The following is an 11,654-nucleotide window of genomic DNA, read 5'->3' on the forward strand; positions in this document are numbered from 1 at the left end:
CCAAAGGGCCCGTCCTTCCAAGGATGAAACCGCAGGTCACACCCTAGTTAGAGACCGGACCCTTACACACTCAATGAAACACCCTCGCCACTGAGGTCACCAAGGGGCTCACGCAGAAGCTCGCTCAAGGTGGCACCCCGGGGCGCGCTCCCATCGGCTACCTGAACGTCCGCAAGACTGACGAGCGCGGCCGCGAGGTCCGAACAGTGGAAGTCGATCCCGAGCGCGCACCGCTCATCGCCTGGGCGTTCGAGCGCTACGCGGAAGGGGAGGCCTCCGTGACTGCGCTGCTGCGCGACCTCACCGCCCGCGGCCTGGTGTCCGTGCCGACACCGAAACGCCCATCGAAGCCGCTGGGGAAGAACGCGCTCTACCGCGTGCTGACGAACCCGTACTACGCCGGAGTGATCCGCTACAAGGGCGCGCTGCATCCCGGCGCGCATGAACCCATCGTGGAGCCAGCGCTCTTCGATCAGGTGCAATCGCTGCTGAAGGCGCGCAACGCCCACGCAACCCGGCACGTCCAGCACGCCCACCACCTCAAAGGACTACTGCACTGCGGCACCTGCGAGTCACGGATGCTGCTCGACTTCGCCACCAACCCGCGCGGCACGACCTACGCCTACTTCGTCTGCTCCGGCAGAGCATCGAAACGGACAACCTGCACCCGCCGCGCGGTGCCCGTCCAGGTTGCGGAACGGCTCGTCGCGAACTCCTACGCCAACATCACGATCAGCGAAGACGACTACCGGCACCTCGCCGCCGAGGTTGACGCCGCGTTCGACAAGCGCGGAGCGGGGCGCGATCGGGAGTTCGCCGACCTCACCGCGAACCGGGCGAGGCTCGAAGCCGAGAGCGACAAGCTGCTGGCCGCGCACTTCGCCGACGCCATCGACCTGTCAACGCTCAAGCGGCACCAAGACCGCATCCGAGCCGGGCTCGCCGACATCGGGCACCGCCTGCGCGAGCACGACGAGCAACACGTCGGTGGCCGAGCGTTCCTCCACGACAGCCTGCGGCTCCTCACCGACGCACACCGCGCATACGCGCACTCCGATGACGGGAGCAGGAGGCTAGCGAACCAAGCGTTCTACGCGCGGTTGGAGATCACTGAGGACGAGCAGTTGCGCCCGCGCCTCGCGGAGCCGTTCGCCACCATCGTTCAAGCGACGACCGGAGGCAAAGAAGCCGAACGGGAACACACCACATCTTTCGATGTCGCATGTTCCCGTAAGACACTTTGGGTGGGCCCTGTGGGGATCGAACCCACGACCCACGGATTAAAAGTCCGATGCTCTACCAACTGAGCTAAAGGCCCCTGCCGGCAACCGCCGGCCCAGTCCATTTCTGGACGATAAATACTCTACCGCACAGCAACGGAGGCCATGACACACGGGCAAGCTCCGCCGTCGGGCACTGAAATCCGCCCGTCGGGCCGCCCTTCCTGACCCTTTTTGAGCGGGGAACGACGGCGGTGCGCGGCCCAGGGCGGCGTGTCGGGGCGCCGTCGGCGCGAAAGAAGGTCAGGACGGGCCGGTGCCCGCCCCCGCAAACCCGGCACCAGGCCCAACAAACCGGGGCGCCCGCCCTGAAACCAACCATCCCATGAGTGCACTAGCGAAAGCACAGGAGTAGCGTTGGGGCATGAGCGATCCAGCAGCCTCCAACGGTTCCAGCGGAGCACCCAGGCATCACAGGCCCAAGCCCTTCGCGCCCATTGATTTCGAGCCCTTCGCGGGCGGGGCGGACCCTGCGAGGGTGTCGGAGGCTGCGCACCTGGCGGCGCAGGCGCTGGTGCGCCGCGGCCGGGACAGCGACGACCCCAAGGTCACCAAGCGCCTGGTCAAGCTCGCGGACGAACAGGGCCTGGACGCCATCGCCGAAATGTGGGCCGAGAGCCCGGCACGTTCCCTCCCCGGCGCCCTGTGGCGGCTCTACGCCCTCCGCGCCGCCACCATGCAGAACTCCGAACGGATCTCCGTCTACTTCAAGGCCGGCCGGGACACCGCGCAGGTTTCGCACGTGGTGGCCGGGGCCGCCGAGCCGCCGGGAGCCGACGAGATGAAGCAGATGGCGGACGCCATCCTGTCGGGAGCGTTCGACGGCGATTTCGACGTCGCGCTGGAGCGTTCCGCCGCGTTCTGCCGCGTCGTGGCGCTTGGCCAGGCGACCATCGCGGACAGCGCGGAGCACGCCAACGAAGGCCACGCCAGCAAGCTCACCCGCAGCTCGCACCAACTCGTGAAAACCGCCGAAGACCTCGAACACGCAGCCAACGCGTGGCGGCTGGGCGAACTGGACTGATCCCCTCGGAGCAAGGGCAGACGCACCCTAACCCGAATCTGTCAATGTTGACTTAGCTTGGACGAGGTATAAGACTAAAACTGGTGTCGAACCGCGAAACCCCCGGGCTTCAACTTATAGCCGCTTCGAGCGGCCTACCGCCGAGAGGCGTATCCGGTTCGGCACCATTTTCATGCCCTCTGCACGGCCGCCGTCGCGATCGCGCCGGAACGGACCCGGCGCTCCCGGAACGGACCCGGCGCTCCCGGCTTAGGTAACCCGTGCGCATGTAACCAGTCCGGGGCGCAGGTATAACTACCGTAAAGTTGGTGTCTGTGAACGTTCCCGCGTCAAGTCATGCGACCCCAGTTGCCGCACACCCAGCCGGATCCGCAGAACGGGCACCACTGTGAAGCTGCGTCTCTTTCCCCAGGAGTCTGCCGGGCTGAAGCTCCTGTCCCAGATGGCCCGCAAGATCCTGGAGGCCGCCGGAACCCTTTCGGAAATCCTCGGGGCCCCTGTCACGGAACATGGACGACTGGTCGAGGAACTGCACGGGCACGAATCGAAGTCCACGGACCTGCACTTCGCGCTGCTCACCCACATGCGCACCAGCTTCATCAACCCGCTCCCCCGCGAAGACATGTACGCCCTCTCCCGCTTCCTCAACGAGGCCATGGAGAAGCTGGACGCCGCGGGCGAACTCGTCGCCTTATACAAGCTGGACCGGCTGCCCAAGCGTGCGGCGGACCAGCTGGAAATCATCAGCCGCCAGGCCGAGCTCACGGTCGAGGCCATGGGCCGCCTGGACGACCTGGACGAGCTCGAGGACTACTGGATCGAAATCCTGCGCCTGGCCAAACGGGCCGAACGCAGCCACCGGATCTGGGTGGCCGAGATGTACCGCGACATGAAAGCCGCGCAGTACGCCCGCCACCGGGACATCGCCAACCAGCTGGTGGATGTCACCAAGGACATGCGCAGGGTGGCCACCCAGGTAGGCAGCATCATCGTCAAGGAAGCCTGACGTGGCAACAGGCCTTTTCGTCCTCGTAGTGGCCCTTGCCTGCGGCTTCGCCTTCCTCAACGGCTTCCGCGACGTCTCCACCGCCGTCGCGCTGTCCGTGCGGACCCGGGCGCTGACCGCCTCGGTGGCGGTCCTGCTGGCCGCCGTCTTCAACTTCGCCGGCGCCATACTGAGCGGCGGCTTCGCACTGCTGTCCAGCCAGAAGCTCGTGGACCTGCCCGACGGCGCCGGCGGCCTGACCATCCTGGCCTCCGCCATCGCGGCAGCCGTGCTGTGGGGCACCTACGCGTGGTGGCGCGGCATCCCGCTGTCCTCAACGCATGCCTTGGTGGGCGGGTTCGCCGGCGCCGGTGCGGCCAGCCTCCTGGTGGGCGGGCACGCAATCGAAGGCGTGGACAACGCGCTCCTGTTCCAGGTTGTCCTGCCTCTGGTGCTGTCCCCCGCAATCGCCTTCGCCGCCGCCTACCTGCTGGTCTGGCCGGCTACTTGGGCCGCCCGCTTCACCCAGCCGGACGTGGTCCACAGCCGCTTCCGACGCGCCGAAGCGGTCTCCGCGGCCGCCGTCGCCTTCGGCCACGGGCTGCAGGACGGCCAGCGCACCATCTCGGTGCTGCTGCTGGCCGGCGTGGCGGCCGGACTATCCGACGGCGGGCACCTGCCTTTGTGGCCCGTCCTGCTGACCGCCGTGCTGCTGACGGCCGGCACACTGTTCGGCGGCTGGCGGATCTCGCACACCCTGGGCCACAAGCTGATCCGGATCGACCCGCTGCGCGGTTTCGTGGCGCAGAGCCTGAGCTCGCTGATGCTGTTCATCGGCGCGATCGGCCTGCACCTGCCGCTGTCCACCACGCACACCCTCACCTCCGCGGTGCTGGGGGCGGGGACCAACCAGAACTTCTCGGTCACCCACCGGCCCATGGTGCTGCGGATCCTGGGCTTCTGGCTGCTCACACCGCTGGTGACAGGGGCGGCTGCGTTCGTCCTCGAGCTTGCGCTCTCGCCGCTGGAGAAGCTTTAGCGCGCCAGCTCGGTTTCCTCCGCCAAACGGCCCAGCTTGTCCGGGTTGCGCATGGCGAAGATCCGCGCCACGCGGCCGTCCTCCACCACCACGCTGATGAGCGACGGACCGCCCACCTCGTCGTCGATCCGGATGCCGAGTCCGCCGTTGAACCACAGCAGCTCGATCTTCGGGTTGACGGCGATCTTCGGGAAGGGCCGCAGCAGGTTGATGACCTTCTTCGCGCCAAACACCGGCACCCGCACGGCATTCGCCACGCCGCCGCCGTCGGCGATGAGGACCACGTCGGGAGCCAGGACGTCCATGAGCCCCTGCACGTCCCCGGTGGTGACGGCCGCCAGGAACCGTTCGACGACGGCCTGCTGCTCGCTGCGGTCCACCTGCATGCGGGGGCGGCGGGCCGCCACGTGGGAGCGAGCACGGCTGCTGATCTGCCGCACGGCCGCCGTCGACTTCCCCACTGCCTCGGCGATCTCCTCGTAAGGAGCGTCGAACACCTCGCGCAGGACGAAGACCGCCCGCTCCACCGGGGCAAGCGATTCGAGCACGGTGAGCATGGCGATGGAGACGCTCTCGGCCAGCTCGACGTCCTCGGCGACGTCCGGCACGGTGAGCAGCGGCTCGGGCAGCCACTCCCCCACGTACTCTTCCCGCCGCCGGCTGAGCGTGCGCAGGCGGTTGAGGGCTTGGCGGGTGACGATGCGGACGAAGTAGGACCGCGGCTCGCGCACCTGGGCGCGGACCTCCGGGTCCAGGCCTGCCCACCGCAGCCAGGCCTCCTGCACCACGTCCTCGGCGTCGGCGGCGGAGCCGAGCATCTCGTAGGCCACGGTGAAGAGCAGGCTGCGGTGGGTGACGAAAAGGTCCAGGCTGTCGGTGGTGCCGGAGCGGCTCATAGGGGTCACGCTACCTCGCGCCCGCCTGAGACCGCGAGAGACCCGACCGCGAGGGACCCGGCGCGGCGAGGGGCTTCAGCCCGCAGGAATCCGAGAACCCCTCGGACTCGATGCCGAGCGCCACGTTCCCACGCGTGGTGAGGTTGGCGTAGCCGATCACGCTGGTGAGCTCCACCAGGGCCGCCGCGCCGAGCTGGTCAAGCAGCCGGGCCGAAAGCTCGTCCGTGACTTCGACGGGTGTGGTGCTCATGGCTTCGGCGTATTCCAGGACGTCGCGCTCCAGCGGCGTGAAGACGTCGGAGTCGCGCCAGCGCGGGATCTGCTGCGCCTTCTCCAGGTCGAGGCCCTGGTTGTGGGCCATGAAGTAGTTGAAGTCCAGGCACCAGGTGCAGCCGATCAAGGAAGCCACGGCCATGTGCGCGTAGGACTTCAGGGACTCGTCGCAGCTGTCCCATTTCCGCAGCTTCTGCCCCATGCCCATGGACGCCTTGAGCACCGCCGGGTTGTGCCACATGACGCCCAGCGACTCCGGCACCTTGCCGAACATCTTGGCGCTGAACTTCTTGATGAGGCTGCCGTAGAGGCCGGTGATTTCTGCGGCGGGGATCCGGGTGGTCATGATTCCTCCTGCGGGTTCGGTTTCCTTGCCTTGCAGCATGAAGACACCGGCCGCGGCCGATCTGTGACAACCCTGCCCGGAAAAGCCAGAAAGCTTCAGCCCTGCCACCTGTAGCGGCGCTCGGGCCGGCCGATCCCGCCGTACCGCAGTTGCACCACGGCCCGGCCTTCCTCCACGAGGAACTCAAGGTACCGGCGGGCGCTGACCCTCGAGGTGCCCAGGGAGTCGGCGGCCTCGGTGGCGGACAGGTCCGCCTCGGCGGAACCGCCCGCGGTCCGGCGGAGCAGTTCCTCCACCAGCCGCAGGGTTTCGGCGCTGAAGCCCTTGGGCAGCGGCCGTGAGCTCCCGCCCAGGCCGAACACCCGGTTCACGTCGGCCTGTTCGGCCGTCCCGCTGGCCGAACCCGGCGAGAGCGCCTGGTAGCTCTGCCGGTAGTGCTCCAGCCGTTCGTGCAGGTCATCGGCGGAAAACGGCTTCATCAGGTAATGCACGATTCCCCCGCGCAGTGCCCGGCGTACGGTTTCCACCTCACGGGCCGCGCTGATCACCAGCACGTCCAGCTCGGGGACCACCTCGCGCAGCTGCTGCAGCAGTTCGAGCCCGTTGATGTCCGGCAGGTGGATGTCCAGGAGCACCAGGTCCGGCTGCAGTCGCCGGGCCTCGGCCACCGCCTGCGCACCGGTATGGGCCGCTCCCACCACTTCGAAGCCGGGGAGCTGCCGGACGAAGCCCGAGTGCACCTTGGCCACCATGAAGTCGTCATCGACCACCAGGACCCTGATCGTTTCGGCGGGGCTCATGCCTGCGGCGTTCCTTTCTCCGGGCGCGCCGTTCCGGGCGAGCGGTGCATTGTCGCGGTGAAGACCGCGCCGCCGTCGTCGTGGACCTCCACGTCGCCGCCGCGGCGCAGGCACACCAGCCGCGTCAGGGGCAGTCCGAAGCCGCGGCCGCCGGCGCCGTCGGACGCCTTGGTGCTGTAGCCGCGCCGGAAGATATCCTCCCGTTCCGCGGGCGCGACGCCGGGACCGGAGTCCCGCACAGTGACCGTCACCTTGCCTGCCTCCTCAATCAGCTTCACGCTGACCCTGCCGGCCGAGGAGCCGCCGGCAGCATTCATTGCGCCGCCAGCAGCAGTCACAGCGCCGCCGGCAGCATTCACTGCGCCGCCGGCCGCGTTCGCTGCGCCGGCGGCGTCCATCGCATTGTCCACCAGGTTCCCGACGACGGTGGTCAGGTCGCGGGAGAGTTCCTCGTCCACTTTTTCCAGCCCGGACGCCGCATCCAGTTCCAGTGACACGTTCCGTTCGCTGGCGAGGCTGCTCTTGGCAATCAGCAGGGCGGCGAGCGCGGGGTCATGGATGCGGGAGGTGATGTCGTCCGAGAGCTTGTTGCGGCTGAGGCTCACGCCGTCCACGAAGCTGACCACCTCGTCGAACTCGCCCAGTTGTATGAGCCCGGAAATGGTGTGCAGCTGGTTGGCGAACTCGTGGGTCTGGGCACGGAGGGTGTCCGTGGTGCTGCGCGTGCGGCCCAGTTCCTTCTCCAGCGTGGACAGCTCGGTGCGGTCGCGCAGGGTGGTCACGGAACCGATCGCCCTGCCCCGGGTCGTTACGGGCTTGCGGTTAAGGACCACCAGCCGCTCGCCCACCAGGACCAAGCGGTCCGGCTCGGGCTGTTCGGTGGTGAGGTCTTCCCGGAGCTGCCGCTGCACGCCGAGCTCGTCCAGGCTGCGGCCCACGCAGTCCTCCGGCAGGCCCAGGAATTCGCGGGCGCTTTCGTTGGCCACGGTGATCCGTTCCTGCGGGTCCAGCGCAATCACCCCTTCCTTCACGCCGTGCAGGATCGCCTCGCGGTGCTCCACCAGGCCCGCGATCTCGCCCGGCTCCAAGCCGAAGGTCTGCCGCTTGACGCGGCGGGACAGCAGCAGCGAACCGGCCGCGCCTAGCGCGAGGGACACGCCCAAGTACACGAGCAGGTCGGGGACCGTCTCACCGAAGCGTTCCAGGACGGAAGGGTATTGGCGCCCGACGGCGACGATGCCCACCGTGCGTCCGCCGTCGTCGAGCACGGGAACGTGGGCCATCAGGGAAGGGTTGCCGTCCATCTCCACGGCCCCGGTCCAGGCGCGCCCCTGCAACACTATGCTGCCGCCCAGCGGGAGCGGAGTGCCCAAAGCGGCGGGATCCTCCGGGGAGGTAAGGATGGTCCCGTCCGCCTTGGCGAGGATGACGATGCTGGCGCCGGACACTGTCCGGACCGACTCGGCAACCGCAGGCAGGGCCGCACCCTGCCGGGGCTCCGCCGTCGGGATCAGCGAACGAACGGTGGGGTTAGCGGCGAGGGACTCCGCCACGGCGAGCGCCCGGCGGCCCTCCACGCGTTCGAAGGTGGCAGCGGACTGCACCTGGGAAATCGCGATCACCCCGAGCAGGACCGCCAGTACGATCAGCAGCTGCAAGCCGAGGTACTGGCCGGCCAGGGACAGGCGGCGGCGCCGGCGGGGCTGGGGGTTGCCGGGCTGCGTCAGCGGCACGTCTTCGGGCACGGGGTTCCTTCGGCAGGTGTTTCCTTCATTATCAGGCCGCGGGATGCCAAGGGCACGTGACCACAATGAACAAAACAATCTTTGAGAACACAAGCGTGACCCGCGTCACGTCAAGTCATATGGTGAATGCAACTCCCACCAATGATGAGAAGAGGAAACAAAGATGCGTCGATTGAACGCACTGCGCGCCATCGCTGTCGCTGCAGGACTTGTCATCGCAGCAACCGGCTGCGGCGTCACCAGCGGCGGCGGATCCACCACCACGAGCGGCGCCGCCGATTCCGGCCCGCTCACCGGGCTGCGGATCATGGTCCCCAACACCCCCGGCGGCGGTTACGACACCACCGCCCGCACCGCGGCCAAGGTCATGAACGAGACCAAGACGGCCACCAACGTGGAGGTCTTCAACCTCGCCGGCGCCGGCGGCACGGTGGGCCTGGCCCGCCTGGTCAACGAAAAGGGCAACAAGGACCTCACCATGCTGATGGGCCTGGGCGTGGTGGGCGCCAGCTACACCAACAAGTCCGAGGCCAAGCTGACCGGCACCACCCCGCTGGCCCGCCTCATCCAGGAACCGGGCGCGATCATGGTGCCCAAGGATTCCCCGTACAAGACCATCAACGAACTCGTTGACGCCTGGAAGAAGGACCCGTCCAAGCTCGCCGTGGGCGGCGGCTCCAGCCCGGGCGGCCCGGACCACCTGCTCCCCATGCAGCTGGCACAGGCCGTGGGCATCGACCCCAAGAAGGTCAATTTCGTCTCCTTCGACGGCGGCGGCGACCTCCTGCCCGCCATCCTCGGCAACAAGATCGGCTTCGCGGCCTCCGGCGCCGGCGAGTACATCCAGCAGATCAAGACCGGTTCCGTGCGCGTCCTGGCCACCAGCGGCGCAGAGCGGCTGGAAGGCGTCGACGCCCCGACGTTCAAGGAATCCGGCATCGACCTCGAATTCACCAACTGGCGCGGCATCGTGGCCCCTCCGGGTGTCTCCGACGCCGACCGTGACCGCATCGTTGCCGCACTGACCAAGATGCACGGCACCGAGGAATGGAAGGCCGCCCTGAAGGACCACGGCTGGACCGACGCGTTCATCACCGGCGAGGAGTTCAGCACCTTCCTGAAGGAGCAGGACACCCGGGTGGCCGACGTCCTGACGAAGCTGGGGCTGGCGTGAGCCAAAAGACCGACGCCGGGACACCGGCAAGCAAAGGCCGCTCCGAGCTGGGCATCGCTGCCCTGCTCGGGGCGGCCGGCGCCGTTGTCCTCCTGGACGCGCTCCGCATTAGCGCCCCCTACTCCCAGGCCGACCCGGTGGGCCCGCGTGCCATGCCGATCGTCGTCGGCGGCCTCCTCCTCGTCTCCGCCGTGGCCCTGGCAATCAACGTGCTGCGCGGTGGCCGCGGCCAGGCCGAGGAAGGCGAGGACGTGGACCTGAGCCACCCTTCGGACTGGAAGACGGTCCTTCCGCTGCTCGGCGCCTTCCTGCTGAACATCCTGTTGATCGACGCCGCGGGCTGGGTCATTTCCGGCACCCTGCTTTTCTGGGGCAGCGTCTGGGCCCTGGGCAGCCGGCACTACATTCGGGACGGCTTGATCTCGGTGGGCCTGGCACTGGCCACCTTCTACGGTTTCTACTTCGGCCTCGGAATCAAGCTTCCCGCCGGAATCCTGGCAGGAGTCCTCTGATATGGATGTCTTCGATCTCCTCATGCAGGGGTTCAGCACGGCGCTGACCCCCATGAACCTGCTGTACGCCTGCATCGGCGTGCTCCTGGGCACCGCCGTCGGCGTGCTGCCGGGCATCGGCCCGGCCATGGCGATCGCGCTGCTGCTGCCGGTGACCTCGAACCTCGGCCCCACCAGCGCACTCATCATGTTCGCCGGCATCTACTACGGCGGCATGTACGGCGGCTCCACCACTTCCATCCTGCTGAACACTCCCGGTGAATCCTCCACGGTGATCACCGCGATCGAGGGCCACAAGATGGCCAAGGCCGGCCGGGCCGCGCAGGCCCTGGCCACCGCCGCCATCGGCTCCTTCGTGGCCGGCACCATCGGCACCGCGCTGCTGGCAACCCTCGCACCGTTTGTGGTGCAGTTCGCCGTGAGCCTCGGTTCCTCCAGCTACCTGGCGATCATGATCCTCGGCCTGCTGACCGTCACCGCGGTGCTCGGCGCCTCCAAGATCCGAGGCTTCGCGTCCCTGGGCCTCGGCCTGGCCATCGGGCTCATCGGCCTGGACCCGGTGAGCGGCCAGCAGCGACTGGTGTTCGGCATTCCGCTGCTGACCGACGGTGTGGACATCGTGGTGGTGGCCGTGGCGATCTTCGCCGTGGGCGAGGCCCTATGGATCGCCGCCCACCTGCGCCGCAAGAAGACATCCACCATCCCGGTGGGCCAGCCCTGGATGGGCAAGAAGGACTGGCAGCGCTCCTGGAAGCCGTGGCTGCGCGGCACCGCCTACGGTTTCCCGTTCGGCGCCATGCCCGCCGGCGGCGCCGAGGTGCCAACCTTCCTGTCCTACGTGACCGAGAAGAAGCTCAGCAAGCACCCGGAGGAATTCGGGCACGGCGCCATCGAAGGCGTCGCTGGACCGGAGGCTGCGAACAACGCCTCGGCCGCCGGCACCCTGACACCGCTGCTCGCCCTCGGCCTGCCGACCAACGCGACCGCCGGTGTGATGCTGGCCGCCCTGATGCAGTTCGGCATCCAGCCGGGCCCGCTATTGTTCGAGAACGAGCCGCTCCTGGTGTGGGGCCTGATCGCCAGCCTGTTCATCGGCAACACCCTGCTGCTGCTGATCAACCTGCCCATGGCCCCGCTCTGGGCGAAGCTGCTGCAGATCCCCCGCCCGTACCTGTACGCCGGGATCCTGTTCTTCGCCACCCTCGGCGCGTTCTCGGTGAACATGCAGGCCTTCGACCTGGTGCTGCTGCTGGTGCTCGGTGCCCTGGGCTTCGCGATGCGCCGCTACGGCCTGCCGGTGCTGCCCCTGATCATCGGCCTCATCCTCGGTCCCCGGATCGAGGGGGAGCTGCGGCAGGCGCTGCAACTCGCGGGCGGCAACATCTCCGGCCTCTTCAACGAGCCGGTGGCCATTGTGGTCTACATCCTGGTGGCCGTCCTGCTGGCCCTGCCGCTCTTCGTCCGCCTGTGGCGGAAGTTCGGCCCGCAGAAGCCCGGTGCGATGCACGTGGAGGACCAGATCCACGCTTAAACGGACTCCCGGTTAACAAAACGACGGCGGGCGGCACCCCCAAGGTGCC

Annotated in this window: 10 protein-coding genes, 1 tRNA gene and 1 pseudogene; 7 read left to right on the plus strand and 5 right to left on the minus strand. The window is 68.0% G+C overall.

All coding sequences use genetic code 11. The features are described from left to right. Positions 1-206: 206 nt before the first annotated feature. Positions 207-701 (plus strand): annotated as a pseudogene (locus D3654_RS20795) (recombinase family protein); the annotation flags it as partial. Positions 702-1,245: 544 nt separating this feature from the next. Here D3654_RS20795 and D3654_RS12275 read toward each other — a convergent pair. Continuing rightward, a tRNA-Lys gene (locus tag D3654_RS12275) sits at positions 1,246-1,318 on the minus strand. A 326-nt stretch (positions 1,319-1,644) separates the two neighbouring features. Between D3654_RS12275 and D3654_RS12280 the strand changes: the two genes are divergently transcribed. From D3654_RS12280 to D3654_RS12290, 3 genes are all read left to right on the plus strand, one after another. Then, complete coding sequence (locus tag D3654_RS12280; RefSeq protein WP_120521781.1) at positions 1,645-2,304, plus strand: hypothetical protein; 660 nt, start codon at positions 1,645-1,647, stop codon at positions 2,302-2,304. Positions 2,305-2,692: 388 nt separating this feature from the next. After that, positions 2,693-3,310, plus strand: a complete 618-nt coding sequence (locus D3654_RS12285) for a DUF47 domain-containing protein (RefSeq protein WP_120521782.1) — start codon at positions 2,693-2,695, stop codon at positions 3,308-3,310. Between the two features lies 1 nt (position 3,311). Beyond that, a complete protein-coding gene (locus D3654_RS12290) occupies positions 3,312-4,328 on the plus strand; it encodes an inorganic phosphate transporter (RefSeq protein ID WP_120521783.1) in 1,017 nt (338 codons plus the stop codon). Here the strand turns inward: D3654_RS12290 and D3654_RS12295 are convergent. From D3654_RS12295 to D3654_RS12310, 4 genes are all read right to left on the minus strand, one after another. After that, positions 4,325-5,224: an RNA polymerase sigma-70 factor gene (locus D3654_RS12295; RefSeq protein ID WP_120521784.1), complete on the minus strand. Its 900-nt coding sequence runs from the start codon at positions 5,222-5,224 to the stop codon at positions 4,325-4,327. The two genes, D3654_RS12290 and D3654_RS12295, sit on opposite strands and share 4 nt — an antisense overlap. A 10-nt stretch (positions 5,225-5,234) precedes the next feature. Next, positions 5,235-5,843: a carboxymuconolactone decarboxylase family protein gene (locus tag D3654_RS12300; RefSeq protein WP_120521789.1), complete on the minus strand. Its 609-nt coding sequence runs from the start codon at positions 5,841-5,843 to the stop codon at positions 5,235-5,237. A 95-nt stretch (positions 5,844-5,938) separates the two neighbouring features. Beyond that, positions 5,939-6,643, minus strand: a complete 705-nt coding sequence (locus tag D3654_RS12305) for a response regulator (protein ID WP_120521785.1) — start codon at positions 6,641-6,643, stop codon at positions 5,939-5,941. After that, positions 6,640-8,328, minus strand: coding sequence for a sensor histidine kinase (locus tag D3654_RS12310; RefSeq protein WP_120521790.1), 1,689 nt, complete (start codon positions 8,326-8,328; stop codon positions 6,640-6,642). The genes D3654_RS12305 and D3654_RS12310 overlap by 4 nt, the downstream gene beginning before the upstream one ends. Positions 8,329-8,551: 223 nt before the next feature. On the opposite strand from D3654_RS12310, the gene D3654_RS12315 reads away from it, so the two are divergent. From D3654_RS12315 to D3654_RS12325, 3 genes are read left to right on the plus strand one after another with little or no spacing between them, the layout of a single operon-like run. Next, positions 8,552-9,562: a Bug family tripartite tricarboxylate transporter substrate binding protein gene (locus tag D3654_RS12315; RefSeq protein ID WP_120521786.1), complete on the plus strand. Its 1,011-nt coding sequence runs from the start codon at positions 8,552-8,554 to the stop codon at positions 9,560-9,562. Next, positions 9,559-10,074 carry a tripartite tricarboxylate transporter TctB family protein gene (locus tag D3654_RS12320; protein WP_120521787.1) on the plus strand — a complete coding sequence of 172 codons (516 nt, stop codon included), beginning with the start codon at positions 9,559-9,561 and terminating at the stop codon, positions 10,072-10,074. The genes D3654_RS12315 and D3654_RS12320 overlap by 4 nt, the downstream gene beginning before the upstream one ends. A gap of 1 nt (position 10,075) precedes the next feature. After that, on the plus strand, positions 10,076-11,605 hold the full coding sequence (locus tag D3654_RS12325) for a tripartite tricarboxylate transporter permease (protein ID WP_120521788.1): 1,530 nt from the start codon (positions 10,076-10,078) through the stop codon (positions 11,603-11,605). The last annotated feature ends 49 nt before the right edge of the window (positions 11,606-11,654 follow it).

The organism is Arthrobacter celericrescens (genome assembly GCF_003614925.1).
Taxonomy (GTDB): Bacteria; Actinomycetota; Actinomycetes; order Actinomycetales; family Micrococcaceae; genus Arthrobacter; species Arthrobacter celericrescens.